28 protein-coding genes are annotated in these 26,420 nt (G+C 44.0%); 15 read left to right on the top strand and 13 right to left on the bottom strand.

All coding sequences use genetic code 11. From position 1 onward, the window contains the following. Window positions 1-9: 9 nt before the first annotated feature. Window positions 10-876, bottom strand: coding sequence for a Cof-type HAD-IIB family hydrolase (locus NSU05_RS05215; protein ID WP_003233277.1), 867 nt, complete (start codon window positions 874-876; stop codon window positions 10-12). 485 nt (window positions 877-1,361) lie between these two features. On the opposite strand from NSU05_RS05215, the gene NSU05_RS05210 reads away from it, so the two are divergent. Then, on the top strand, window positions 1,362-2,435 hold the full coding sequence (locus NSU05_RS05210; RefSeq protein ID WP_038428702.1) for a DNA alkylation repair protein: 1,074 nt from the start codon (window positions 1,362-1,364) through the stop codon (window positions 2,433-2,435). A 43-nt stretch (window positions 2,436-2,478) separates the two neighbouring features. On the opposite strand, the gene NSU05_RS05205 is transcribed toward NSU05_RS05210, so the two are convergent. Both NSU05_RS05205 and NSU05_RS05200 read right to left on the bottom strand, forming a co-directional pair. Next, the gene (locus tag NSU05_RS05205) at window positions 2,479-2,832 is read right to left on the bottom strand and encodes a YlbF family regulator (RefSeq protein ID WP_003224239.1); all 354 of its coding nucleotides are present in this window, start codon (window positions 2,830-2,832) and stop codon (window positions 2,479-2,481) included. A 92-nt stretch (window positions 2,833-2,924) separates the two neighbouring features. Beyond that, the gene (locus NSU05_RS05200; RefSeq protein WP_003233281.1) at window positions 2,925-4,058 is read right to left on the bottom strand and encodes a DUF445 domain-containing protein; all 1,134 of its coding nucleotides are present in this window, start codon (window positions 4,056-4,058) and stop codon (window positions 2,925-2,927) included. 265 nt (window positions 4,059-4,323) lie between these two features. On the opposite strand from NSU05_RS05200, the gene spaC reads away from it, so the two are divergent. From spaC to NSU05_RS05170, 6 genes are all read left to right on the top strand, one after another. Further along, complete coding sequence (spaC, locus tag NSU05_RS05195; RefSeq protein ID WP_003233283.1) at window positions 4,324-5,415, top strand: spore coat associated protein SpaC; 1,092 nt, start codon at window positions 4,324-4,326, stop codon at window positions 5,413-5,415. Then, window positions 5,405-6,766, top strand: a complete 1,362-nt coding sequence (gene yheD / locus NSU05_RS05190) for a spore coat associated protein YheD (RefSeq protein WP_003233284.1) — start codon at window positions 5,405-5,407, stop codon at window positions 6,764-6,766. The genes spaC and yheD overlap by 11 nt, the downstream gene beginning before the upstream one ends. Before the next feature lie 149 nt (window positions 6,767-6,915). After that, window positions 6,916-7,134 (top strand): YheE family protein, encoded by a 219-nt coding sequence (locus NSU05_RS05185; RefSeq protein ID WP_082200936.1) that lies wholly within the window; start codon window positions 6,916-6,918, stop codon window positions 7,132-7,134. Between the two features lie 207 nt (window positions 7,135-7,341). Beyond that, the gene (sspB, locus tag NSU05_RS05180) at window positions 7,342-7,545 is read left to right on the top strand and encodes a beta type acid-soluble spore protein SspB (protein WP_003233287.1); all 204 of its coding nucleotides are present in this window, start codon (window positions 7,342-7,344) and stop codon (window positions 7,543-7,545) included. Window positions 7,546-7,649: 104 nt separating this feature from the next. After that, window positions 7,650-7,745, top strand: coding sequence for a hypothetical protein (locus NSU05_RS05175; protein ID WP_082200935.1), 96 nt, complete (start codon window positions 7,650-7,652; stop codon window positions 7,743-7,745). A 68-nt stretch (window positions 7,746-7,813) separates the two neighbouring features. Further along, window positions 7,814-8,434, top strand: a complete 621-nt coding sequence (locus NSU05_RS05170) for an SDR family oxidoreductase (RefSeq protein ID WP_038428699.1) — start codon at window positions 7,814-7,816, stop codon at window positions 8,432-8,434. A 49-nt stretch (window positions 8,435-8,483) separates the two neighbouring features. Here the strand turns inward: NSU05_RS05170 and bmrD are convergent, their stop codons facing one another. The 3 genes from bmrD to NSU05_RS05155 all read right to left on the bottom strand — a co-directional run bounded on the left by bmrD (window position 8,484) and on the right by NSU05_RS05155 (window position 12,540). Next, complete coding sequence (gene bmrD / locus NSU05_RS05165; protein ID WP_038428698.1) at window positions 8,484-10,505, bottom strand: multidrug resistance ABC transporter ATP-binding protein/permease BmrD; 2,022 nt, start codon at window positions 10,503-10,505, stop codon at window positions 8,484-8,486. Beyond that, window positions 10,502-12,259 carry a multidrug ABC transporter ATP-binding protein BmrC gene (bmrC, locus tag NSU05_RS05160; RefSeq protein WP_038428697.1) on the bottom strand — a complete coding sequence of 586 codons (1,758 nt, stop codon included), beginning with the start codon at window positions 12,257-12,259 and terminating at the stop codon, window positions 10,502-10,504. The genes bmrD and bmrC overlap by 4 nt, the downstream gene beginning before the upstream one ends. Window positions 12,260-12,378: 119 nt before the next feature. After that, entirely contained in the window at window positions 12,379-12,540 is a 162-nt protein-coding gene (locus NSU05_RS05155) for a hypothetical protein (protein ID WP_010886461.1), read from the bottom strand. 163 nt (window positions 12,541-12,703) lie between these two features. Between NSU05_RS05155 and NSU05_RS05150 the strand changes: the two genes are divergently transcribed. Continuing rightward, on the top strand, window positions 12,704-13,204 hold the full coding sequence (locus NSU05_RS05150; protein WP_003233299.1) for a universal stress protein: 501 nt from the start codon (window positions 12,704-12,706) through the stop codon (window positions 13,202-13,204). A 126-nt stretch (window positions 13,205-13,330) separates the two neighbouring features. Next, the gene (nhaC, locus tag NSU05_RS05145; protein WP_038428696.1) at window positions 13,331-14,692 is read left to right on the top strand and encodes a Na+/H+ antiporter NhaC; all 1,362 of its coding nucleotides are present in this window, start codon (window positions 13,331-13,333) and stop codon (window positions 14,690-14,692) included. 42 nt (window positions 14,693-14,734) lie between these two features. Here nhaC and dat read toward each other — a convergent pair whose 3' ends face one another. After that, window positions 14,735-15,583 (bottom strand): D-amino-acid transaminase, encoded by an 849-nt coding sequence (gene dat, locus NSU05_RS05140; protein WP_015483020.1) that lies wholly within the window; start codon window positions 15,581-15,583, stop codon window positions 14,735-14,737. Between the two features lie 284 nt (window positions 15,584-15,867). Between dat and NSU05_RS05135 the strand changes: the two genes are divergently transcribed. After that, window positions 15,868-16,716 carry a polysaccharide deacetylase family protein gene (locus NSU05_RS05135; RefSeq protein ID WP_038428694.1) on the top strand — a complete coding sequence of 283 codons (849 nt, stop codon included), beginning with the start codon at window positions 15,868-15,870 and terminating at the stop codon, window positions 16,714-16,716. A 23-nt stretch (window positions 16,717-16,739) separates the two neighbouring features. Here the strand turns inward: NSU05_RS05135 and srtN are convergent, their stop codons facing one another. The 3 genes from srtN to NSU05_RS05120 form a co-directional block, all read right to left on the bottom strand. Then, window positions 16,740-17,483: a sirtuin NAD-dependent deacetylase gene (gene srtN, locus NSU05_RS05130; protein ID WP_038428692.1), complete on the bottom strand. Its 744-nt coding sequence runs from the start codon at window positions 17,481-17,483 to the stop codon at window positions 16,740-16,742. A gap of 69 nt (window positions 17,484-17,552) precedes the next feature. Further along, on the bottom strand, window positions 17,553-18,668 hold the full coding sequence (gene mscY, locus NSU05_RS05125) for a small-conductance mechanosensitive channel protein MscY (RefSeq protein WP_015383218.1): 1,116 nt from the start codon (window positions 18,666-18,668) through the stop codon (window positions 17,553-17,555). A gap of 147 nt (window positions 18,669-18,815) precedes the next feature. Beyond that, window positions 18,816-18,923, bottom strand: a complete 108-nt coding sequence (locus NSU05_RS05120; protein ID WP_009966908.1) for a YhdX family protein — start codon at window positions 18,921-18,923, stop codon at window positions 18,816-18,818. Between the two features lie 233 nt (window positions 18,924-19,156). Between NSU05_RS05120 and NSU05_RS05115 the strand changes: the two genes are divergently transcribed. From NSU05_RS05115 to crcB, 3 genes are read left to right on the top strand one after another with little or no spacing between them, the layout of a single operon-like run. Then, window positions 19,157-19,888 carry a glycerophosphodiester phosphodiesterase family protein gene (locus tag NSU05_RS05115; RefSeq protein WP_014479309.1) on the top strand — a complete coding sequence of 244 codons (732 nt, stop codon included), beginning with the start codon at window positions 19,157-19,159 and terminating at the stop codon, window positions 19,886-19,888. Further along, window positions 19,875-20,270, top strand: a complete 396-nt coding sequence (locus NSU05_RS05110) for a CrcB family protein (RefSeq protein WP_038428691.1) — start codon at window positions 19,875-19,877, stop codon at window positions 20,268-20,270. Before NSU05_RS05115 ends, NSU05_RS05110 begins: the two co-directional genes overlap by 14 nt. After that, complete coding sequence (gene crcB, locus NSU05_RS05105; RefSeq protein WP_003245812.1) at window positions 20,267-20,623, top strand: fluoride efflux transporter CrcB; 357 nt, start codon at window positions 20,267-20,269, stop codon at window positions 20,621-20,623. The genes NSU05_RS05110 and crcB overlap by 4 nt, the downstream gene beginning before the upstream one ends. 13 nt (window positions 20,624-20,636) lie before the next feature. On the opposite strand, the gene NSU05_RS05100 is transcribed toward crcB, so the two are convergent. Further along, on the bottom strand, window positions 20,637-22,022 hold the full coding sequence (locus NSU05_RS05100) for a hemolysin family protein (protein WP_038428689.1): 1,386 nt from the start codon (window positions 22,020-22,022) through the stop codon (window positions 20,637-20,639). Between the two features lie 326 nt (window positions 22,023-22,348). Then, the gene (locus tag NSU05_RS05095) at window positions 22,349-23,530 is read right to left on the bottom strand and encodes a pyridoxal phosphate-dependent aminotransferase (RefSeq protein WP_038428687.1); all 1,182 of its coding nucleotides are present in this window, start codon (window positions 23,528-23,530) and stop codon (window positions 22,349-22,351) included. Between the two features lie 156 nt (window positions 23,531-23,686). Between NSU05_RS05095 and cueR the strand changes: the two genes are divergently transcribed. After that, window positions 23,687-24,118 carry a Cu(I)-responsive transcriptional regulator gene (gene cueR / locus NSU05_RS05090; protein WP_010886460.1) on the top strand — a complete coding sequence of 144 codons (432 nt, stop codon included), beginning with the start codon at window positions 23,687-23,689 and terminating at the stop codon, window positions 24,116-24,118. 60 nt (window positions 24,119-24,178) lie between these two features. Further along, window positions 24,179-25,513, top strand: a complete 1,335-nt coding sequence (locus NSU05_RS05085; RefSeq protein WP_009966903.1) for a hemolysin family protein — start codon at window positions 24,179-24,181, stop codon at window positions 25,511-25,513. Between the two features lie 67 nt (window positions 25,514-25,580). On the opposite strand, the gene NSU05_RS05080 is transcribed toward NSU05_RS05085, so the two are convergent. Continuing rightward, window positions 25,581-26,180 (bottom strand): 1-acylglycerol-3-phosphate O-acyltransferase, encoded by a 600-nt coding sequence (locus NSU05_RS05080; RefSeq protein ID WP_003233335.1) that lies wholly within the window; start codon window positions 26,178-26,180, stop codon window positions 25,581-25,583. Window positions 26,181-26,420: the final 240 nt, after the last annotated feature.

The following is a 26,420-nucleotide window of genomic DNA, read 5'->3' as shown; positions in this document are numbered from 1 at the left end:
GCGGCTTTTTTACACACGTTTCATGTGGAACTTATCAAGAAATCCTTTTCGCTGCTGCATTCGGAAATATTCCTTCATCATATAAGCGACACCTTGCTCGTCATTGGACCTTGTAACCCAATCTGCCTTTCTCTTAATTTCCGGAACGGCATTCCCCATCGCTACCCCAAGACCGGCAAGTTCGATCATCGGCAGATCGTCATACTGATGCCCAATGGCCACGACATCATCCATACTCAGGCCCAGCTCTGAAGCGACGAGGGCCAAACCCGCTTCCTTCGAGACACCTTTCGGGACGATATTCAGCTTCTCATCGTTTACGCGAATCACATCCACTGCAGGGAAGGCTTTTGTAATCGTTTCTGTAATGTCATGCTGAATGTCGTGCTCCGTGTACACCTCGATGACGGGTGCACTCACCGGCTCATCCATGAGGAGATCGCTTAATGATTCAACGAACTGGACTGGATAAAAGATCGGGTCAGACGGATGAATGAGTGCTTTACCCAATAAATTCGAATTCACCTTTTTCTTGTTTCCGATGGAATACTTTTCGTGAAGAAGCCGAATATTACATTGATAGCTCTCCAGCACTTGAACAATGTTAAAGGTATGATCATCAGAAATTCTTTTTTCAAAAAACGGGGCGTCAATTTTCTCAGCGATATATGCCCCGCTATGGGTGATCAGCTTGGCATCAAGCTTTAGCGATTTCGCTATTTTCTGTGCTGAGCGAAAATGACGGTTGGTCACAAGTGTGACGTAAATCCCTTTTTTCTTTACATATTCAATCGCGTCTTTCGTTGCCTGATGAATCTTCCCGTTCGACCGAAGCAGCGCTCCATCTATATTTAAGGCAAGCAATTGTTTTGACACAGAGATGTCCCCCTCCTTGATGACTGTACTTGTGTATAGGATATGACCCTGTCTCTGTGTTTAGAACAACCTTTTCTTAAAGCAAAAAAAGCCTGGCTCAGCAGACTTTATGTATGGCTTGTTGATAGGATACGATCGAAGCAGCCATTCTCCCTAATATCGTTATTTCGATTTACGAAAAATCATGTATCAGGAACCCCTTGTTTGACCAATGATGCGCTCCGAACACTTACTCTCTGTTGCTTATCCCCTCTATATAACGGCATGATATGCGACCGTATCCATTTGAAATAGGTAAGTGTAGGCGCTTTCAATGTTATTATCTCAGTTTTCTTTTCCGATGACAAGGGTTTTTTTAACTAAAAAAAGTAACCAACTTTTGTATATCCGTGGTAGGATCAGTTGTTAATTTTTAGGACTATACACTTGATCCAGAACGTACATTCCCATACAATATAAATAATAAACGAAAAAGCGGTGTTTATATGGCTGATTTAAAAGAAATATATAATGAAGAACTGATATCTCAGTTGATCCATCATGTAAGGTCATCCTATCCTGATTTTAACAAAGACAGATTCGAGGATACATTACGGCTGGAGGACTGGCCTGAACTCACTTTAAAAGAGCGGATGCGCCGCGTGACAGTTTCTTTATACGAAACTTTGCCAAAACAATACGTTGAAGCGCTCACAATTTTACGGGATACAGCCCCTCATTTTAAAGGACTCAGCGGAATTTTATTTCCAGATTATGTGGAACAGTACGGGTTAGCGCATTGGGAAGAATCAATAAAGGCATTGGAATACTTTACGCAATATTCGACCTCAGAATTTGCTGTAAGGCCTTTTTTGCTGTTAGATCAAGAAAAGATGGTTGCACAATTGCTTGCATGGTCTGAGCATAAAAATGAACACGTGAGAAGACTTGCGAGCGAAGGCAGCAGGCCCCGCCTGCCATGGGGAAAATCGATACCGGCTTTGAAATCGGACCCTTCCCCCGTATTGCCGATCCTTGAGAAGCTGATGCAGGACGAGTCCTTATATGTAAGAAAAAGCGTGGCCAACAACCTTAATGATATATCAAAAACGCATCCTCATTTACTGAGAAAAGTCGCAGATCAATGGTACGGAACACATCCCCATACAGACTGGATTATCAAACACGCCTATCGGACCTTATTAAAAAAGGGTGATAAACAGGCCTTAGCGCTTTTTGGTTATGAAAATGCTGATTCGATACAACTACATGATTTAACATGCCAGCCCAAACGTATAGTTATTGGCGAAAGCCTTGAATTTTCTTTCTATATTCATTCAGACAGGGATCAAAAAGTAAGAATTGAGTACGCAATTGATTTTGTAAAAGCAAGAGGCCAGCGTCATCAGAAAGTATTTAAAATAACAGAAACAAATATACGAAAAAACGAAACGAAATCATACACAAGAATCCAATCCTTTAAGGATTTAACCACCAGAAAGCATTACAAAGGAATTCATACATTATCAGTGATCATCAATGGAGAGGTAAAGGATTCATTGGATTTCCAAGTTTGCTGAATGAATAAAAAATCCCTTCTTATCCAAGAAGGGATTTTGCTTATTAGCCTTCAACACTGCCGTAAAGCTCTTCTAAAGGCTTCATAATGATTTTGTTCAATTCACCAATCAGCATGCTCATGCGCTGCTCCGCTTCCATCAGCTGAGAAATTTTTTCGTGCTGCTGTACAAGCGCAACTGTTTTTTGAGCCTGCGTCACTTCTTCTTGTGTAATCTCTTCTCCTGCCATTTGTTTTTGCTGGAGTCTAAGCTGTACATCACGGAAGTTTTCGAACATGCGCTTCGCTGATTCATCTGCGTTAACTTCGTCGTAAAGGTTTTTTAAACGGGTGAACTCTTCGCTCCCGCGTAATGCATTTTCCAGATCATACGCTACATCATAAAAATTAACAGCCATTGTAAATAGCTCCTTTCATCATTGCCGTTTGACATACCACTCCACTATAACAGACTATGGAGCTCCTTTCATTAATCAAAAACCATTTCTTCTTAAAAAAGGATGACAAACAATGCTTGAATCGCGCCTATAATTCCGCCGAGAAGGCCCCCCAAATAGGTAATCATTTTAAATTCTTTTTTTGAAATGGACAGCACCATTTCTTCAAGACGCTCCACTGGGAACTGATCCACCTGCTCCTTGACGATTTCCTCAAGACGCAACCGTTTTAAGACACTTTCAAGGTTGGACGAAATCCCTTCAAGCAATTTGTCTAACAGTGCCGGCAGCATTTGCTGGGTCAGCTCAGATTCATAGCGGACGGTAAGCGTGCCAATCGTATTGTCGAAGAAAGGGGCAGTCGAAAATGCTTGCAGCACTCTTCGTTTCAAACTGAAAATGAGCGCCTTTGCATTCCATTTTTCATCTGCTTCATTAAACGTATACTCCCTCAGCTTGCCCCATTCGTTTTTTAAGAGATCAGAAAGCAATTTATTTGTTTCCTCATTGCGCAAGAATTTCAGCAGCTCCGGCAGCACGCGATCCGCAAGGCTTGAATTGCCAAGAAACATTTGCACCATGCTTCCAAGCATGCCGCGCTCTTTTAAAAAGTCATCAATCATATTGCCAAGACGGATTTTTCCTTCATCACTTTCAAAATAACTGACACTCCGTGACAATATATATCCTGAAATCATCGGAATTTTTTCCTCAAGCTTTTCCTGCACCTCTATAGGCACCAGCTCTTTTAACGATTGGTCCCCGTATTGGCGGAAAAGCTCATTCAGCTTATCATCGGTCCAGCTGCTGATCCATGCATCAGCAGCTTTTTCTGGGCGCTTCATCCCGGCTTTTTCAAGCGCTTCTTTTACTGTCACTTCAGAAAGTGACAGCTTTTGAATCAGCTGTTCCCCCACTCGAAGAGCTTGCGTTTTGGCTGCATCAGAGACGAGCCGCTTTTTAATGCCTTCAGGGGTTAAGAGATGATTGACTACCATCAGTCCCATTTGTTTTGCAAGTTCATCTCGCCGTCTTGGAATCAGCCCGGGCGTAAAAGGAACTCGTTTCCCAAACAAATAGTACGCTTTATACGGCCTAAACAGCATTTGAATTGCTAAATGATTGGTCACCGCTCCAATGGCAGCGCCGATCACGATCATAAAAATAAAGGTTCCTGCAATACCCATTCCTATTCATCTTCCTCCATCTGTGCTTCAGCTTTTTCATATAGATTATGTACCTATACGTATTATAGAGGCTCATGCAATCACTTAGCAAACGAGGAGACAAATTCCTGTTCTTAGAAAATCAGCTTGTTCTTTTGGAATAGGGCAAGGTGGAGAATCGTATTCTGTAAAGTAGAATACCGTCAGCTGCGTTCGTCTTACATGTATTTAGTGTAAAGCTGCGGACACCCGCCGGCAGCTTTTGAATAAAAGGGGGAGTCTCACCATGATAACACTCGGTTTTATGTCCTTATCCCGCCAGCATGAAGCGGATTATTCCGCAGAACTGGCCAAAAGAGCACCCGAATTCGGCATACGTTTCATCCGGTTTACACCATTTGATATTTCACCTGACACTTTGCGTGTCAAAGCATCGGTCTATCATTCGGCCAGTAGCACATGGAACGAAACTGAAATGGCGATTCCAGATTATATTTATGATCGCTGTTTTTACGGCAAGGATTCACATTCCCAAAAAGCAAAACCAATCGTTGAGTGGCTCAAAAAATATCCGAAAACGGAATTTATCGGGCGGGGTCTTCCCGATAAGTGGACCGTCCTTCACGATTTGCAGCAGCACTCTGTAATCAATCCCTATATTCCCGAAACGATAAAGGTGAACCGCTACGAACAAATTCACTCCTTTTTATCCAAAGAAAAAGCCTGCATCCTTAAACCGGCATTCGGCGCGGGAGGCAGAGGCGTGATTCTTTTGAAGCTGGGCAAGAAAAACATCACTGCTACTTATCACATCGGAAAGGATAAGCAGACAAAAACGTTTTCCAACCAGACTTCTTTTAAAACCTGGTGCAAAAAAGTGCTTCAGCATCAATATTTGCTTCAGCCTTACTTAAACATTCAAGATAAGGAACAATACCCTTGTGATATTCGTCTGTTTATGGAAAAAAACGAAGCAGGTGAATGGAATACAGTCGGAAAGGCAGTAAGACGCGGATACAAACACGGGCTGCTGGCCAATTTGTCAGGCGGATCTGATGCGCTGACATTTGACTCCTGGTTTGAAGATATACCGAAAAAACAGCAAGTGGTTTTACTAGATGATGTGTTTTCGATTACCCAATCAGTTCCGTATTATCTTGACGAGCGCTACGGGCCGTTGTTTGAACTCGGTCTTGATATATGTCTTGCTAAGGACGGGAGAATTTGGATTTTAGATATCAATTCCAAACCAGGCAGAAAGTCAATCCTGCGTGTCTCTCCCGAGCAAAAAGAACAGCTGTACACTTGTCCCCTAAAGCGCTGCCAATATCTGTTTTCTGAGCAAAGCCAGAAAGGAGTTCTTCCGCGTGAATCCTAAACGGTTTTTGATCGGCATAGACAAAACCAGTGAAAACACCCTGTTTCTGCCCTCTTCGCTGAAGCAAGACGGACTTTTGCATGCCGCATTCGGAACGAAGGTTGTCAGATGCCACGTTGCTTACAGACGGCATCTGGAACAAACCGTGCTTCTCTCTGAAAATCTGTTTCATGAGCTTTTGCTTCCCCACCGAAGCAGGGCAGATATACTGATTCATGATCATACAGTGCATATCGGGCCGTTAGTCGGCATCTTTACGGCAGGGTTTACTGTATCTCTTGAACGCCCATTTAAGGATCGTTCCCTCTTTTTTTCTAAGCTTGTCACGTTACACGAGCAAGCCGGAGGCTACTGCTTCGTTTTTGGCGCGCACCAAATCAATTGGGAGGAAGGCACGATTGAAGGCCTCCTTTACAGGGAAAACGGCTGGGAGAAAAAAATCGTTCCATTGCCGAACGTCGTTTATGACCGTTTGCCGAACCGAAAAATTGAAGATTCACTTCTCTTGCAACATACAAAAAAGAGGCTGATCGATGAATATCAGATCCCATGGTTTAATAAAACGTTTTTCAATAAATGGAACGTTCATCAATTGCTCGAAAAAGATCCAAGAACGGCACCCTTTTTGCCTAGATCCGAGCTGACACCGTCTGTGGAGCTGATAGATGAGCTCTGTGGCGCATACAAAAAAGTCTATATCAAACCGGCAAATGGAGCACTCGGCACCGGCATTTATCAGCTGACAAGAACAGATGACGGCCTGACGGTAAAGCATACGAATGACGCCAAAACTTTTACTTCAATTGATTATTCCGATGCCGCCTCATTCCTTGCAGAATTTCAAAAACATCACAACCCGTCCGACTTTCTCATTCAGCAAGGTGTTGATCTCATCGAATTTCAAGGCAAACCAGCGGATTTCCGTGTCCATACCAATAAAAACAGAAAAGGAAAATGGACAGTGACAGCAATCGCCGTAAAAATTTCCGGAAAGAACAGCATTACAACACATCTTTCTAACGGCGGCACTGTAAAGACACTTGCGGAAGTATACGATGATCCCGCTGAAAGAGTTGAGGTCATTAAAAAGCTTTCTGCAGCGGCACTGACGGCAAGCCATGTCCTTCATGATCATATCGAGGGGTTTATCGGGGAGATTGGTTTCGATTTTGGCATTGATCAGAACGGTAAAGTATGGATGTTTGAAGCGAATTCGCGCCCGGGCCGAAGCATTTTTTCTCATCCAAATTTGCATCATGTTGATTCTCTTACAAAACGAAGAAGTTTTGAATACGCGTCATATTTATCTGAGAAGGCAATCACATCTCCTGAAGCATTGTGGCCTTCGTAACCTGTCCGCTTTTTTAATAAAGCGGGCTTATCTTTATCCAAATCTGGGACAAACTGCATATTCAGGCCTCTTCAATGATGTTCTGAAACAATGATACAATGAACATAAGCCGTTTTTATTTAGGTCAATTGATACCAAATGTAAGGAGCGTGGCCGTAATGATTTCTCATTTCAGCTGGAAACCTTTGTTCCCAAAAGAAAAGCTGCCCGGATGGAAAATTTCATTTTATTATAAAGGGACCCATTATGAAGGCATCTATCATAAGTGCGGTGAAATTGAATGGGGAGACTTGTTTCCCGCCCGCGCTGACGAGCCTGCTCTTACAAACGAGATACATGAACTGATGCTTTTTCATATTTATGACTAGCTTAGCCTAAACGGCTAAGCTTTTTTTATTTCTCAAGATTTACCACACAATTCTCCGCATGAGTTTCCGGCCATTTTAACATAATACTAGTAACAAGCCGGCAAAGCATTGGGTTACGCCGAGGCGGCAGTGACACCCGAGAAGGGTTCACAGATTGGTGCAACTCCAGTTAACCCAACCATACTAAATAAAAAGGAGATTTTACACATGGCTAACCAAAACTCATCAAATGACTTACTAGTTCCTGGCGCAGCTCAGGCTATCGATCAAATGAAACTTGAAATCGCTTCTGAATTCGGCGTTAACCTTGGAGCGGACACAACTTCTCGCGCTAACGGTTCTGTCGGAGGAGAAATCACAAAACGTTTAGTATCTTTCGCTCAGCAGCAAATGGGCGGCAGAGTTCAATAACAATTCAATATATGGCTATAGAGGGCGCGGTTTCCGCGCTCTCTTTATTTTGTCACCCTTTTTTCTTGCTCCACATATCCTAGAAAAAAAGGGAGGGAATCGGGGTGTCATTCATCACCATTGTGAATTGGGAGCTGGTTCAATTCGTAAGTGTATCCATGATTCATGAATATGTTTCCCATCGTTCTGTTTATTTGTAAAGGTATTCTTTCCCGCGCTGTTCAAACTGAGAACATCCTTTTATAATAAAAGGCGAGGAGGTTTTTTGATGAAAATCGCTTTATTAGGAGCCAGCGGCCGCGTCGGACAAGCCTTTTTAACACAAGCTGCAGCAGATGAAAGATTTGATATTTTCGCTCTGATCAGATCTCAACATGCTGATCTTCCCCTTTCAAAAGACAGAACCGTCATGGGGAACGCCCGCCGCTTAGATGATGTGAAAAAAATAATGGAGAATGCTGAAATCGTGATCAGCTGTCTAGGCACAGATGGTGATGATACCTTGTCAACTGCTATGGCACACATTCTCTCCACTATGGAGGAACAGCATATCAAACGGCTTATTACGATCGGCACCGCAGGGATCCTAGATTCCCGATATGAACCGGGAAAATACCGGTTTGAAACAAATGAATCGAAACGAAAGCAGACCCGCGCAGCCAAGGAGCATGCAAAAGTATACGAAATGCTTAAACAATCATCATTAGACTGGACAATCATCTGCCCCACTTACCTCCCGGACGGAACAGCAACCGGCGTTTATCGTACGGAGCGTAACGTTTTGCCTGAGGGCGGCACAAGCATTTCGGTCGGCGATACTGCGGACTTTTTATATCGTGAGCTTGTTACAGGTAAGTATGTCGGATACCGTGTCGGACTGGCTTATTGACTACATAAACCAAAAACCCAAAACACGATTGTTTTGGGTTTTTTGAGCGTTATGCAATGGAATGTTTCTGTCCCTTTTGCAGTTCATACATTTGATAATATTGGCCTTCTAATGCCATCAGTTCCTCGTGGTTCCCTCTCTCAACAATTTCTCCTTTATCAAGAACCAAAATCTGATCAGCATTTCTGATTGTTGAAAGCCGGTGAGCGATGACGAAGGTGGTGCGTCCTTGTTTGACGACATCAAGCGCCTTCTGGATTACGGACTCTGTCTCTGTATCAATATGCGCCGTTGCCTCATCTAAAATCAAGATCGCGGGATCAAACGCCAAAGCTCTAGCGAAAGAAATTAACTGCCGCTCTCCAGAGGATAGCGTGCTGCCTTTTTCAATCACGGGCTCATTAATGCCCTTCGGAAGCTTCTTAAGAAGAGGCTCAGCACCGACTTGCCGCAGTGCATTTTTTATTTCTTCTTCAGTCATTCTTTCGTCATCCAGACTTACGTTAGATCCGATTGTACCCGAGAATAAGTACGGGTCCTGAAGCACAATGCCCATATGGGATCTGAGTTCCTGTCTTGACATGTTGTAAATGCTTTTTCCATCAATTAAGACATCACCTTTTTGCGCATCATAAAAACGAAACAGAAGATTCAAAATCGAGCTTTTTCCTGATCCGGTATGGCCGACGAGCGCTACGGTTTCGCCTTTTTGCGCAGTAAAGGAAATATGCTTTAATACCTCTTCACCTTCTTGATACGCAAATGACACATCACGAAATTCAACCCGCCCCAGCGCGCGCTCCTTCGCCGGTTCACCCGCTTCTTCCGTATTCTTTTCTTCAAGCAGTTCAAAAACACGCCCGGCGGAGACCCTTGCAAGCTCCAGCTTTGAAAACTGATTGACGATGCCTGTGATCGGCTGAAATAACCGGTTCAAATAATCGACAAACGCGTACAGCACACCGATAGAAACAATCCCCGCCGCATTCAGGCTCGCACCGCCAAAATGCCAGATTAGACAGACGAACGCAAGATTGCGGATGACATTGACCAGATTATGGGACATTAAGGAGTTTAAATTCAGCATCCTGTTTTGGAAATAAAAATGTGATTCATTTAATTCCTCAAATTCTCTCATTGTTTCCTTTTGATGGCGGAAAGCCTGAATAATGGTCATGCCTTGAATTGACTCATTCATTTTTGCGTTAATGTCACTGTTGATCGAGCGGATTTTTTGGTTGTAATATGACGCATATCTCCGGTATATGACTGACCACAGCCAGATAATCGGCACAATTGCCAGACATACAAACGCAAGCTTCACATCAAGCAGAAACAAAGCCGTGAATATCCCGAACATATAGATTCCGCTTGTCACAAATGTTGAAAGCACTGTGACATATAAATCCCTGATAGCCTCCGTATCATTGGTAATCCGCGCAACGACTTTTCCGGCCGGAAGGTTGTCAAAATAGCGAATCGGCATTCTCTGTATGTGCGAAAACACGTCCTGCCTCATCTTTTGAATAATCCGATTGGCGCTCATCTGCAGCAGATAATGCTGTCCGTATTGAAAGAATACCGAAAACACAAGCAAGCCCCCATACAGGCAGATCAGTAACACCATTCCCTTTATTTCCGGCTGATAGAACTGGAAAAGTTCCTGCTTAGTCAGCTTTTCGGCAGCATATGTCCGGCTCTTGTCTCCGTTTGTGATCGTCAGCTTCCCGTCAGAAACTGTTCTATTCCCGTCGAAGCTGACAGCCTGATCAACAAAATAGAACGCCATTCCCACTTGATAAATATGTGCTTCTTTTGCTTTTGAAACAGGCTCCTGCAATCGGTCCTCTCTGACATATGAGACGCCGTGAAACTGAACGGCATTTTTATCTTTTTCCGCAGCTTCATACCATGTTTTCTCAATACCGAGGATATGGTCGTCTATCATTTTCTTGCCGATAAACGGCCCGGTCAGTTCTGCACCGACGGCGACAGCTAGCAATAGGACGGCCGTGATCAGCAATTTTCGATAAAGGAGTGCGTATCTCCATAACGTTTTTCCTATTTTCATGCCCCTGCTCCCCCTTCTTCGGCCGTGAACAGCTGCTGTCTTTCATATTGTTCCCGATACCACCCATTATTGGCCAGCAGTTCTTGATGCGTGCCTCTCTCAGCAATGACGCCGCCGTCCATCACAAGGATCAGGTCAGCGTGCTCTACCGCGGATAATCGGTGCGTCAAAATAAATGTCGTTTTTCCTTTGCGGTTTTCTCTGATGTTCTTGATAATTGCAGCCTCTGTTTTGGCATCTACAGCGGAAAGTGAATCATCCAGGATCAAGATTTCCGGATTCGCCATGAGTGCTCTCGCAATCGAAATTCTTTGTTTCTGCCCGCCTGACAGTGCCACGCCTTTTTCACCGACCATTGTCTCCAGACCGGACGGAAGCATGTGCAAATCTTTTTCAAAATGTGCTTCGACAATGGCTTGCTGAACCTCTTTATCAGTTGCATCCTGTTTTCCGTATAAAATATTTTCTTTTACAGTCCGTGAAAACAGTAAATGATCCTGAGGCACATATCCGATCCATCCGCGGAGACGGTCAAGAGGGATTTGCTGAATCGGTACACCTGAAAATGTAATGCTCCCTTCACCTGGAGGATACTGGCGCAAAAGCTGCTTAATAATTGTCGTTTTTCCGCTCCCGGTTTTACCTGCAATCCCGACAGTCTGCCCTTTTCGCACCGTAAATGAAATATCCTGAAGATTGTCACTTGTTGAGCTTGGATATGTAAAGCTGACATGACTGAAAACGATATCTCTAGGCTCTTTAAGATCAGCGGGCTGTTTTGGATCTGTCACATCCGTTTCATAAGAAAGAGTTTCATTTACCCGGTCTAATGACGCATTGCCGCGCTGCATCACGTTAATGAGTTCACCGATTGCAAACATCGGCCAAATCATCATGCCGAGATAAACGTTAAAGGACACTAACTCTCCAAGCGTCAGCTCGTTCCGGAATACAAGAAACGCTCCGTAGCCGAGCCCAATCAGATAGCTTGCGCCGACAAGCAGTTTCACCGTCGGCTCAAACAGTGAATCAATAAAAGCCACTTTCATATTTTTCTGATAAACATCAGCGGTCATTTCATTAAACCGGCGAACATCGTTTGTTTCCTGAACATACGCGCGAATCACCCGCACGCCTGAAACAGATTCCAGCACTCTGTCATTCAGCGCCCCGAACGCGTTTTGGGCCTCAGTAAACCGCTCATGAATTTTACTTCCATATAGACTGATTGCAATCGCCATGACTGGAAGCGGGATAATGGCGGCAAAGGTCAGCTTCCAGCTGATCAAAAACCCCATTGTCAAAAAGATCGTCATCATAAACATCGTAGAATCAACTAACGTCAAGATGCCAAACCCTGTGGTTAAACTGACGGCCTGAAGATCATTTGTCCCTCGTGCCATTAAATCGCCTGTTCGGTTTTTTTCATAAAACGGCGGCGACATAGTCAGCAAATGCCCCATCAGCTTCGTACGAAGAATTTTCTCCATCAGATTCGCTCCGCCAAACAGCTGATGCATCCAAAAATAAGACATGATATACACGGCCGCCGTCAGCACAAAAAAGATACCGATATAAAACAGCAGCCCTTCCGCAGTAAATGCCCCTGCTTTCATATCATCTATGGCGTTCCCCAAGAGCTTAGGCGGAAACATTTCAATGACATTGACTGCTAATAAAAGGACAATCGCAATCGTATAGCGCAGCCAGTACGCCTTAAAAAACCAGCCAAGCTTTTTCAAAACTGAAAACATCTATCCCCATCTCCTCATCAGCCGCCTTCTATTTTTTCCTTGCAGCTTTTTTCATCCAATTTGGCACGAACAGCCCTCGCCTCTGTATTGGTCTTCACATCCCATACACCTGTCTTTCCTTAGATTTTGTATATAAAAAAAGCATGAAGCGTCAGCTCCATGCCTTTTTTAACCGATATGTTACGCACAGCGCTTTTCAGCGCGCGGTCCGACCTAAAAAACCGTTCACGAAAACAGAACAAAAGGTTTGCCGCGCCAATATGAAACTGTTTGATAAACACGCAAATTCCTTGGCATAGCAAACCCTCCTTCCATTCTGATTTCATCTTTTTATCATCATATAAACAAAACCTTTTATTGTCAATCATTACTTGAATAGGAAAAGGTTAATTGTGCTCAAATTCGGGTAGTAGTGTTGTAAGACGCTTTGAAAGGGTGAGAAGGATGTTCCATGCTGACCGTATCATCGTTGCGTTTGACGGAAGTGAAAATAGTAAGAAAGCGCTTCTGACAGCCATTGATCTTGCTAAAACCGTAAATGCCGCTATTACCGTCGCCCATTCACATGATATGAAAGACAATCAGACCGTCATCGACCCGCCCAGACCCGCAGCTGAGGCAAGCTATATCAGCGGAGGCATGACAAGTGTTCCTGATCCGCTGATATCGGATGTAACATCACCTGAGCCAATGATCTATGAAGACCGTACGGAAGAAGTCATCGCCGAAGCCAGAATGATGCTGAATGAACAGCAGGCAGATGGAGATATCGATATATTAGAAGGCGATCCGGCTGAATCAATTATCGAGCATGCAAACCGCATTTCTGCCGATATGATCGTAACCGGAAGCAGAGACCAAAACAGGCTGAAAAAGCTAATATTCGGAAGTGTAAGTGAAAAGCTTTCAGCGAAATCGGATATACCCGTCCTGATTGTAAAGTGAGCACGCCCTGTGCTCACTTCTTTTATATTCATAATTGTGAAAAAACATAGATTTTCGTTTTTTTCTGTTATAATGCTTTCGTGCCCAAAAGCACAAAAGCATTAAAGATAAATATGGGGTGTTATTTTGGATTCTCAAAAAAAGCTGACGTTTCCGTTAGCCGTCGGTTTATTTATATTCATGTTATGCATTATTATTTCTTGCTTATTCTTGCTTCATGTAGAACCTCATATCCCGCTGTTTTTAAGTGTTGTCATGCTTTCAGCAGCAGCTTTATGGTTTGGATTTTCCTGGAAGAGCATTGAAAAAGGGATTGTAGACGGGATCAAAAACGGCGTACAGCCGATTATTGTTCTAGCGCTGATCGGCATCTTAATCGGCGCCTGGATGTACAGCGGCGCAATACCGACTGTGACAGTTTATGCCCTATCCTTTATTGAACCAAGCCACCTTCTGTTGACTGCTTTGTTTTCATGTATGATCATCAGCACACTTGTTGGCTCAAGCCTGACAACTGTAAGCACAATCGGGGTAGCGCTGATCGGCGTATCGAGCGCGGCTGGCGTTCCGCTTGAATGGACAGCAGGCGCAGTCATTTGCGGCGCTTGTTTTGGGGATAAAATGTCGCCGATGTCGGACACAACAAACTTTGCAGCCGGAATAGGCGAAATACCGATCTTTGAACACATTCGCCATATGATGGGCACAACCATTCCAGCTTTGCTCATCACTGTCGTTCTGTTTTACTTTCTCGGTTCATCAGTGTCAGCGGACGCTGCTTCAACCGATAATATTCAGCAGGTCATAACCGGAATAAAAGATGCCGCAAACGTGACACCGTGGGCCCTTCTTTCTCCGCTCTTAGTCGTTTTGCTGGCAATGAAACGGGTATCAGTAATCCCCGTTCTGACTGCCGGAATTATTTCCTCGGGAATTTTGACTGCTATTTTTGTACCCGACAGCAGCCTGCAGGCGTTTATGACAGCTTTGCAAAATGGCACAACTTTCGAAACTGACAATGAGGCAGCCGCTAAAATTATCAACAGAGGCGGGCTGCAATCCATGATGGGCTCTGTCTCTCTCATTATGATTGCTTTTGCACTCGGCGGATTGATGGAGAAAATCGGATTGATTTCTGCACTATTGGAAGGCGTCATGAAAGGCATCCGCTCAAAAGGCCGTCTTGTTGCAGCAACTGTCTGCTCAAGCATCGGCGTCAACTTGGCAACCGGCGAACAGTATTTATCGATATTAATACCAGGACAATCATTTAAATCCTTATATGACAAACAAAACATCCAGCGAAAATTTCTGACAAGGTCATTAGAGGACGGCGGAACATTAATTAACCCATTGATTCCTTGGGGCGTCAGCGGCGCATTTATGGCGAGCGCACTTGGTGTTCCAGTCATAGACTACATCCCGTTTACGTTCTTCCTCTATATATCGCCGATGATCTCCATTTTGATTGGATTTGTTAAAAAATAAAAAGAGCTCCGCTGTATAAAGCGGGCTCTTTTCTTCGTTCATTTATGAAATGCTAGCAGCCTGTTGAATGCTTTCTTGAAAAGCAGCCTGAAGCTGTTTGGTCACCGGTCCCGGTTTCCCGCTTCCGACCGATTGTCCATCGAGCGTCACAACCGGAATAATTTCTGCCGTCGTTGACGAAATAAAGATCTCTTCCGCCTGTTTCAACTCTTCTTCACTGACAGGAGTCTCATCCAGTTTGATCCCATTCTTCTCAATCAGTCCTAAAATATTCATCCGTGTAATTCCATTGAGAATGAGCCGGTTAGCCGGATGTGTTCGCACCGTGCCGTTGATAACGGCATAAACGTTAGAGGATGTACCCTCCGTAACAACGCCGTCCCTAAGTAAAATGGCTTCAAATGCTCCCGCTTCATAGGCCTTTTGCTTCGTCATGACATTATACAGTAAATTCAGACTTTTGATATCACATCTTAACCAGCGAAGATCCTCATCTGTAATGGCCGCCACTCCGTATGCCTGCTCTTGCTCCGGTTTTTTCACCGTAAACGTATAAGCAGTAGTCTGCGGCTCGAGGCCGGCTTCATACTGGTGTTTTCGCGGGGCCACACCTCTTGTTGTCTGAATGTATACCGCTCCCTCACTGACCGCATTTTCCTGTACAAGCTTTTGCAGGTCCCACTCGAGATCTTCTATACTGAATGGCAGTGAAATTCCGATTTCAGCAGCACTTCTGAAAAAACGCTCTGCATGCTCACGTAAGCCGAACAATACTCCTTTGTACACCCTGATCACTTCATAGATGCCGTCACCAAACTGATAACCGCGATCTTCCAAATCGATTGATGCTTCACTGCGCCCAATCAGCCGGCCATTGACTAAAACCTTCATAAAAGCCCTCCCTTTTCGAGATGTCCCTGATGTCATTCAAGCTGTCATTGTCACTAATTCTACCATATTGGACAAGCTGAAAAACAGAAAGATCAAGAGATCTATAGCGGAAAGGAGTTTATTTTTTCCTTAAAATCTGACATTTCGACAAATTTTCTATGTGCTTTCCAGTTTTATTCCTGTATACTTGACTGGTAATACATAGGTTGTAAACATAAGGCATCTTCATAAGCTGCCTGCTGTACAGCATTATGTAGAGATTTTATGCCAATGGAGAGATTGTTATGCGACAAACGAGAGGAGAGGCTTCTCCTTCTGCAGTTTCGCTTGCTTTTAAATTTGCAAGTTTAGCAGTTTTATGTGTGCTGCTTTTGCTTATGGTGATTTTGGGTTATTCCAACAGTTCAACGAAAGCAAAGGAAGTCACTGTCACAACAAACGGCCAGCTTCGAGATGAGAAGGAAAGCCTTAAGCTGAAAAACGACTCCCCCGATCTCCTGATAAAACATCTGCAGACAAAGCAGAACATGGGAGATAAAACGGTTTACTTAACCTTCGACGACGGCCCTTCAGCCGTTACAACCCGCTTGCTCGACGTACTGAAAAGCGCTGATGTAAAAGCGACGTTTTTTATGCTGTCACCGCGGATGAACGAATTCAAACAAGCTGGGAAAAGAGCAGAAAAGGAAGGCCACGCACTCGGTTTACATGGCGTTACCCACAATAACAGATTGTTCTATCAAACACCGACATCTCCGCTAAAAGAAATGCAGGAGGCGCGTGACACGCTGCAGGACATTACAGGATATAAAACCGATCTAGTCAGAACGCCCTACGGAAGCAAACCGTCACTAACCCCCTCACAAATCCGCAATCTTGAGAAAGACGGTTTTGTGTACTGGGATTGGACGATTGACAGCATGGACTGGAAATACCGAAATTCAAAGTATGTGACGGCCGTGTTAGAGCAGCTTGAAAATATGGAACACAGCTCTTCAGGCCGCCCGAATGTGATTCTCATGCATGATCTTCCCGCTACCGTAAATGCGCTGCCGGTACTAATCAATAAATTAAAAGAAAAAGGATATTCCTTCGGAGTGTTAGAGGACACAATGGTTCCTGTTCATGAATAAAAAAGTGAGGCGCATAAAGCGGCTCACTTTTTCATGCCCAAACTTCGGGCAAACTCGCCGATTTTTTGATGGATGACCATGTCAAACAAGCTGTCGCAATACGTTGGTTCAAGGTTTATGATGACTTTCTTCATGCCGGGAATCAGGCTTGCATCCTCAGGCACAAATCTAGCCGGAGCCACTTCGAGAGACGTGCCGATAACCAATAAAAGATCTGCTTGATCCAGCTTTTCATAAAGGGTGTCAAAGTGCATGACGGCGTCGCCAAAGAGAACAACATCGGTTTTTAATACCGTTCCGCAAATGTCCCCATTATTTCCGGCCGCCGTGCACTCCGGCACCTCCCGCTCCAGCAAATGGGGAAGATCATATCGGGCGCCGCATGCCGGACAAGCTGCTGTCTGGATAGAACCATGCAGTTCGTACACATGCTTGCTCCCCGCTTTTTTATGAAGACCGTCAATGTTTTGCGTGAAAATATCGACCTGCTTCCCTTGCTTCTCCAGCTCAGCTAAAAGCAAATGGCCTTCATTCGGTTCAAAGCTGCCGCTCATTTTCATCTGGAACAATTCTTTGAATTTGGGCCAAAACAGACGCGGATAACTTAAAAAATAATCAAGGCTCATCGCTTCCATTCTTGAGGCATCCTCCGTCCAAATGCCCCCTGCTGAACGAAAGTCGGGGATCCCTGATTCTGTGCTCATTCCCGCTCCGGTCAGCACAACAATTCTCTGTGCTTCATGTAGAATACTTTTGAATGTTTCCAACTCAACACCGCCTTTTTCTCTTATTTTACCATGAAAAAGACTCCGCCTCTGTCAGACGAAGTCTCTCTTTTAAGCCCGTTCCTTTTCCTCTTTATTTAGATTCACCTGGAATGGGTCGCTTTCGTGCTTTTGCTTGACAACAACCATTTGGCCGGGATATGCAAACTGAACGCCTTCTGCACCTAAAATCTCAATAATTTTATAGTTGATATCCTCTCTAATATTAAGGTTTTCAGCCCAAACCGTCGTTTTTGTATAGAAGTTAAAAAATAAATTGTAGTAGCTGTCGGCAAACGTATCAAAGTTGACCATGATTGTTTCATTATCAACGCCCTCATGCTCTAAGAGCATTGTTCTGAGAGAATGAATGGAGCGTTCAAGGTTCTCAATCGGCGTAGCGTAGGACACATGGATGGAAAACGTAATCTGGCGTTTGGTCATTCTTGTCCAGTTCGTGATCGCTTCCATCGACAGCGTAGAGTTCGGCACCGTTACAAGCGCCCCCTGTGCTGTTCTGAATCTCGTGCTCCTAAAGGTAATATCCTCGACTGATCCTGTTACTGTCGACGTCTCCACCCAGTCACCAATTGTAAACGGCTTTTCAGTAATAATAATAATACCGCCGAAGAAGTTGCTGATGGTATCCTTCGCGGCAAGCGCAAAAGCCAGCCCGCCAAGACCTAGGCCCGCTACAAATCCGTTGACATCATAATTGAATTCCTGAGCGATCACACTGACACTGAGCGCAATGATCACAAAACGGAGCAATTTGGATAAAAACGGGGCCAAAATGTCATCCATGTCAAGCTCGAAGCGCTGATTCACCTTATGGAAGATAAACGACGATGTTGCGGTCAAATTACAAAGACCCCAGCACAAGAGCGCCACAATCAGTGAGCGGTATATTTTGCTGATGACCGGCATTTGCTCATCTAAAAACGGTGAATACCGGATCGCTAAAAACAGCCCAAGGGCAACAAAAAACCATCTGGCCGGCTTATCAAACGCCAGAACCACCTGTTTAAAAATTTCTGTTTTCGGCCGGTTTGTCAAATTAAAAAGCAGGTTAAAGAAATATCTTGTGAATAATTTTCTAAGTATAAGAAACACCAGCAAAATCGCCAAGCTGATGCCGATTTGAATGATGATATCAAGCGTAAAATACTGCTGCAGATAATCCGGCATGACTGTCTCCCCTCTATCCCAATCAATTGTTATTATACTAAAATATTCGTAAGGATGTTCATTTAAATGTCTTTTGCAGCACAAAACCCCGGCGAAACGCCGGGGTCATTTCTCAATTCATCTATCAGCCAGATTCAATAGGGACAGTCACTTACCTTTTTTCGTTTGTGTCTGATCAAGGAGAGTTGCTTTTTGCATTTCAGCATCCGTTTCGGCTTTAATTCTTTCCTCCACTCTGATTCTCCCTTTTCCCATGATCTCGCCTCCTTTTTTGCTATTATAAAGGATCATATTTTGTTGTGAACATGTCGAAAGACCTAATTTTCTGACGAAATGTGTTCTGATACGCTGAGTGTCTTTTTTTAGTTATACGCATTCCTCAGCCCGGACCATTCCGATATGGCAGAAAAAATTCACCAGTTTGTATCGCGGTGCATATATGGATTTGATACAATAACAGAAATGCCCATACGAGGAGCTGACTTAGCTTGTACATCATTGCCCATCGCGGAGCATCCGGCTACGCTCCGGAAAATACGATTGCCGCATTTGACCTTGCGGTGAAAATGAATGCAGATATGATCGAACTGGATGTCCAGCTTACAAAAGACAGGCAGATTGTTGTGATACACGATGACAGGGTTGACCGAACAACAAACGGATCGGGCTTTGTTAAGGATTTTACCTTGGAGGAATTGCAAAAACTCGATGCAGGAAGCTGGTACGGTCCAGCTTTTCAAGGAGAGCGTATTCCGACCCTGGAAGCGGTGCTCAAGCGCTACCACAAAAAAATCGGCCTTTTAATTGAACTAAAAGGCCATCCGTCTCAAGTCGGAATTGAAGAAGAGGTGGGACAGCTATTAGGGCAATTTTCTTTTTCTATCAATAATATTGTTCAATCCTTTCAGTTCCGCTCCGTCCAAAGGTTCCGCGAGCTTTATCCTTCGATTCCGACAGCGGTCATTACAAGGCCCAACTTTGGCATGCTGTCCAGAAATCAGATGAAGGCCTTCCGCTCTTTTGCAAACTATGTCAATATAAAATACACACGGCTCAACCGTCTGATGATCGGCTCCGTCCATAAAAATGGCTTAAACATATTTGCATGGACTGTCAACAATCAAAAGACAGCGGCAAAATTACAAGCCATGGGCGTGGACGGCATCGTTACAGATTACCCGGATTTCATCATAAAGGATGGCAAACATGAAAATATATAGCGCGGTTTTTATCGGAGGCGCGCTTGGCGCCTGCCTCCGATACGGATTAAACTTATGGATACACACCGGTCAGTTCCCGGCGGCAACCTGGCTGGAAAATGCGGCAGGCAGCCTTCTATTAGGCATTTTGACCGGATTTTTTATGATCGGTGCAAAACGGCCTCTGCTGTCGGCTTTTTTAGGCACCGGCTTTTGCGGAGGCTTCACAACAATGTCCACGTTTTCTAAGGAAACAGTGATGCTTTTGCAAGGACAACCCTCATTGGCTCTTTTATATGTGGCAGCCTCATTGATATCAGGGATCATATTTGCACTGATTGGTGTTTTTGCGGGACGGCGCATAGCAGGCATTCAGCAAAGAAAGGGGCTGCAGGAAAAATGACACTAGCGGGTATTTTCATAGGGGGCGGACTTGGCGCAATGCTTCGCTTCTGGCTTGGCAATGTCATAACCGCCAAAACCAAAGGTCTCAGCCTGCCCATTGGCATACTGACAGTCAATATTCTCGGAGCTCTCGGGCTCGGAATATTTACAGGACTTCACGTTGCAAATGCTTCGGTCTCGCTTATCATTGGCACGGGGTTTTTTGGCGCCTTTACGACCTTTTCCACATTCAGCGTTGAAACTATTCAACTCCTTATGGCCAAACGTGTAAAAGAAAGCATCTTGTACATCGTCCTGACACTTTGCGGGTCGCTTTTTGCATTTTGGTGCGGCTGGACAATCACAATATAAAAAAACCTTGAGCTTATTTCTCGCTCAAGGTTGCACTGTTCAGCATCACAGGCTCAGGCAGCGGCAGCTTGTGGTGCGCCGTAATTCCGGTTGTGTTGCCGGTTTCTTCTTTTATATCGATTTGCTTGATTAATCGGCCGTCCATCTTCAGCACCTTTATCGTATATGAACCGATGCGAATGGATTCACCAGCCTCAATATCGATGTTTTCTTTTAATATCAGCCCGCCGATCGTATCGACGTCTTCTTGAATCGATGCGCCAAGAAGGCTGTTCACCTGATCGATCCGAACCTTTCCATCCATCACATAATGGCCGTCGCCAAGCTTTTGGATCAGCGGCTGTTCATCTTCATCAAATTCATCTCGGATCTCTCCGACAATTTCCTCAAGAATATCCTCTGTCGTCACAAGTCCCGAGGTTCCTCCGTATTCATCCGACAATATAGCCATATGAATGCGCTCGCGCTGCATTTTAATCAGCAAGTCATGAACCGGGATCGTTTCAATCACTTCGATGACCGGCCTCACATACGGATGGATCGTCATCTTCATTCGTTCTTCTTCTGTCATAAACAGCAAATCAGAAAACAAATGCTTCGTATTGACCAAACCGAGCACACTGTCTTTGTCTCCATCTGTGACTGGCCAGCGCGTGTATTTTTCCTTCAGCATGACTTCAAGCATCTCGGCCATCGTCATCTCAGTTGACACAGCAGCCATTTCCTTCCGCGGTATCATAATTTCTTTGGCGATCCGATTATCAAATTCAAAAATCTTATTCACATATTTATATTCAGACGGATTAATCTCTCCGTTTTTTAAACTCTCAGATAACAGCATCCTGAGTTCTTCCTCAGAATGGGAACCATCATGTTCTGACGCAGGCTTCAAACCGAACATCCCGCATAAAAGCCGCGCCGATCCATTGAGGATCCAAATAAACGGAAACAGGAGCAAATAGAATAAACGCAAAGGGCCCGCTATCAGTAAAGTCAGCTGTTCTGCCTTTTGAATCGCGACCGTTTTCGGGGCCAGTTCACCTACAACAACGTGCAGGAACGTGATCAAGCCGTACGCGACTGCAAAAGAGACTGCATGTGAAACCGAGTCCGGCAAGCCGAGCGGTTCAAACAGTGGATGCAGCAGCCGTTCAAAGGCCGGCTCACCCAGTACGCCAAGCCCGATTGATGTCAATGTAATGCCCAGCTGGGATGCGGATAAATATTCATCCAAATCTGTAATGACACGCCTTGCGAGTATCGCCCGTTTGTTTCCTTCTGTGATAAGCTGATCTATTCTGGATCTCCTTACTCTAACAATCGCAAACTCGCTTGCAACGAAAAACGCGGTTAAAGCAATGAGCACGCCAATTAAAATCAGACTGTCAATATCGTCCATTTAACCCTATCCTCTCAACAAAGGATAAGGAGTCACCTCCTGATATAATCATTTTTCCTTAACATTGAGGTACGCGGTGTATTGTTGCCTAAGCAGAGGGCCCCATCATACCACCTCCAAAAGTCAAAGTTTGATTATAAATTGTATATTTTATTGTAACACAACTCATTCCAAAAATGATTTTTAATTTTTAGACTTTTATCATGAAGAAAGCCTTAACTGTATGCCTGCTTGTCAATTCTGCGCCTGTCTGGATTGAAAGAGGAGGGTTTTTGCGGATATAAAAAGAAAACAGCCTTAAAAACTGTTTTCTTTTCTTTGCCTTCTTAAGCAAAATCTTTATATAAAGAAATGAAAATGTCCCGTGAGTTTTTAATCTGCTCGATCGGCACACTGAAGGATAATCGGAAATGCCCGCTCATTCCAAAACCGCTGCTCGGCACAATTAATAATTTGTATTTTTGGGCGGCATGCACGCAAAATGCAACTTCATCTTCAATCGGCGATTTTGGAAAAACAAAGAAACCTCCCTTTGGCATTTCAAATTCAAAACCGGCTTCTTTTAAAATGTCTACCATTAAATCCCGGCGCTCTTTATAAGCGCTCGCGTCTACTCTTAAATCATCCATTCGTGCCACAGCCCGCTGCATCATGACAGGGGCATTCACAAATCCAAGCGTTCGATTACAATACACAAAAGCGTTGATCAAAAGGTCCGCATCCGGCATTCGGCTGTCCAATCCGATATACCCGAGTCGCTCCCCGGCTATGCCGAGATCTTTACTGAATGAGCTGGCCAATATCACACGATGGTACGATTGAAACGGATTTGCCAGCTCTTCATCATAGATTAATTGACTGTACGGTTCATCAAACAGCACATAAATCGTCTGGCCGCTCTTCTCTTCTATTTCTTTTAATAAAGCGCCTAAATCGTCTATATTTTTCTGGCTGAGAACCGTGCCTGTGGGGTTATGCGGTGTATTGAGGATCAGCCCTTTCGTCTGTGGAGTGATCGATTGCCTTACCGCTTCAATGTCGATCTCAAACCGGCTTGTCAACGGGCAGCTGACGGCTTTTCCCCCGTAGTTCTCAATATACAACTTATATTCGGCAAAATAAGGTGCAAGAATAATGACCTCTTCCCCAGGGTTTACGATGCTTTTTAACGCAACATTCAAAGCGCCTCCCGCGCCCACCGTCATGACGATACGCTCCGCTGAGAAATCAGCTTCAAAACGCGACCCCAAAAATTGCGCGACTTTTTCTCTCGCTGCAGGAAGCCCTTGGTTTTGTATGTATCCGTGGCTGCCTTTTTCAGCTTCCTCTATTAACGCTCTCTTAAAAGCTTCAGACGGTTCAACAATCGGGTTGCCGAGTGAAAAATCAAATACCTGGTCTTCCCCGAACTCCTTCTTCAGCCTTGTACCTTCATCAAACAGCTTGCGAATCCATGATCCTTTATTTAAGTTTTCTTCAACTTCCCGGGATAACCCAGCCAATTTCATCTGTCCCTTCCGTATATAAAAGTTTGAAAATTCTATCTTCCTATGTTACTTCAATCAGATGATGAATTCCACAACTTCCAATTCCGGTCTAAAAAAAACAATAAACTTGTGCAAGACACCATTCATATATTAAACTATTCTCATAACTATAACGTGATGGTTGGGAGGGATATAGATGGGGCTGAGACTTATCGCATCAGTGAACTAGCGGCACTCGCCGGAGTAACGAAACGGACAGTTGATTATTATACGAATCTCGGTCTGCTTACGCCGGCCAGATCCTGTTCAAATTACCGTTACTACGACGAAAATGCACTCAAACGACTTATATTTATTGTAGATTGCAAGAAGCAGCGATTGGCCCTGTCCGATATTAAAGATCGACTGGAGAACCAGTTTCCCTCTTCAGCTAAACTTGATGATGAAATTGGAAATCTGGCATTAGAAATTGATCATATGAATCAAAACATCTCCGGAATCTTGCATCGGTTTGAACGGCTGAAGCCCGAGGATCGTGACAAGCTGAAAAGCAAACTCCCGCCTGAAAAGCTCGCCGTGTTCCAATCATTTATGCTGCTGTTAAGTTAAAACCATTTTATCTAACAGGAGGTGTTACCTTCATTCTCATTGCTAGAGTGAAGGTTCTAATTGGACATAGTGAATTTGATTTTAGTTGCTGTTTTAATCGCCCTGACGGCATTTTTCGTGGCATCTGAGTTTGCCATTATCAGAATCAGAGGCTCACGGATCGATCAGCTGATCGCGGAAGGAAATAAAGCAGCAATAGCCGTAAAAAAAGTGACCACGCATCTTGATGAATATTTATCTGCGTGTCAGCTCGGAATTACATTGACTTCCATCGGATTAGGGGTTTTAGGTGAATCAACGATCGAAAGGCTGCTTCACCCGCTTTTCGTCCAAATGAATGTTCCAGGTTCCCTTTCACATGTCATATCGTTTATTTTTGCGTATGCCATTATCACGTTCTTACACGTTGTTGTCGGAGAACTTGCACCTAAAACAGTCGCTATCCAAAAGGCGGAAGCAGTGTCTATGCTGTTTGCGAAACCGCTGATTTGGTTTTACCGCATCGCGTTCCCATTCATTTGGCTTTTGAACAATTCCGCACGGTTATTGACCAAAGCATTTGGCCTGGAGACCGTTTCAGAAAACGAACTGGCACACTCAGAAGAAGAGCTGCGAATCATTTTGTCTGAAAGCTATAAAAGCGGTGAAATCAACCAATCAGAGTTTAAATATGTGAATAAAATCTTTGAATTTGACGACAGGCTCGCGAAAGAAATTATGATTCCGCGGACTGAAATTGTCAGCCTTCCGCATGATATCAAGATTTCTGAAATGATGGACATCATTCAGATTGAAAAATATACCCGCTACCCTGTGGAAGAGGGCGATAAAGATAACATTATCGGGGTTATTAACATTAAAGAAGTGCTGACCGCCTGCATCAGCGGTGAGGTATCTGTTGATTCCACCATTTCTCAATTCGTCAACCCGATCATTCATGTCATTGAATCTGCGCCAATCCAAGACCTGCTTGTCAAAATGCAAAAAGAGAGGGTCCACATGGCCATATTGTCTGATGAATACGGCGGTACTGCCGGGCTTGTGACGGTTGAGGACATCATTGAGGAAATTGTCGGTGAAATCCGCGACGAATTTGATATTGATGAAATTAGCGAAATCCGCAAAATCGGCGAAGGCCATTATATTCTTGACGGAAAAGTGTTAATTGACCAAGTAAACGACCTGCTGGGCATTCATTTAGAGAACGAAGAAGTCGACACAATCGGCGGCTGGTTCCTTACTCAAAAATACGATGTTGAAAAAGATGATTCCATCATCGAAGAGGGCTGCGAATTCATCATTAATGAAATTGACGGCCACCACGTCGCATATATTGAAGTGAAAAAGCTTCAAGAAGAAGAACTTCTGGAGACAGCTAACCAGCAGGAAGCATAATAAGAAAAGCACCTTGTATAAGGTGCTTTTCTTATTTTCACAGTTCAGGGCAATCTCTCAGAACGCCTTATAGCTGATCAAGTTTATTCTCTAGTTCTTTAATCCGCTGATTCAAAGCCTCTGTCATTGCTGCAAGTCTTTCCTTTGAAGGCAGGTGGGCAAAATCAGCCTGGTGAAGAGGCTCACCGATAATCAGCTTCATTTTTCCTTTTTTGAATAATTCTTTTCCGCTTGAAGGGCCCTGATATGCAGCGGGGACAAGCGGCGCTTTCCCCATTTGCGCAATTGTCACCGCACCTCTTTTCAAAGGCACATCCTCAGAGGTTCTTGTTCCGCTTGGGAAGATACCGACGATCTCTCCTTCTTTCAGCAACTTAATCGGCGTTTTAATACTGCTTGGCCCGGGATTTTCCCGATCTACCGGAAAGGCATGAATTTTCTTCAGAAACGAACCGATCCATTTATTTTGAAAAAGCTCTTTTTTCGCCATGTAGTGTATTTGATAAGGAAGAATCCCGACTCCGAGTGTAATCACATCAACCCAGCCGGAATGTGTACACGCGATGACAAAACCTGAATCGGCCGGAAGGTTTTCTTTGTTATACACCTTCACTCCTCCGCGAAGAGAAAGAATAACTTTTAAAGCATTTGCACAAAACTTATACATATCGCACTTCCTTTGTCGTAATCAATGATTCTTTCTGTCATCTATTATAACAATATTTTTTATTACCTGGTACTAATTTTTAAGATTTCTCCCGTTTAAACGCCAAAAAGCTGAGAATTCATCCTCAGCTTTTAGATTGTTGATAAAATCATAAAATGGTTTTCATTTTATGATTTTGTCATCTATTCAGCGTGATTGAAAACCCTTGAGTCTAGGAAAGGCGAGCATGGAGCAGACTTT

The sequence above is a fragment of the Bacillus sp. EU52 genome (genome assembly GCF_037964975.1).
GTDB classification, from domain to species: Bacteria; Bacillota; Bacilli; order Bacillales; family Bacillaceae; genus Bacillus; species Bacillus subtilis.
Note: the sequence above shows the minus strand (reverse complement) of the source record. Positions and strands in the feature narration are given on the sequence as shown.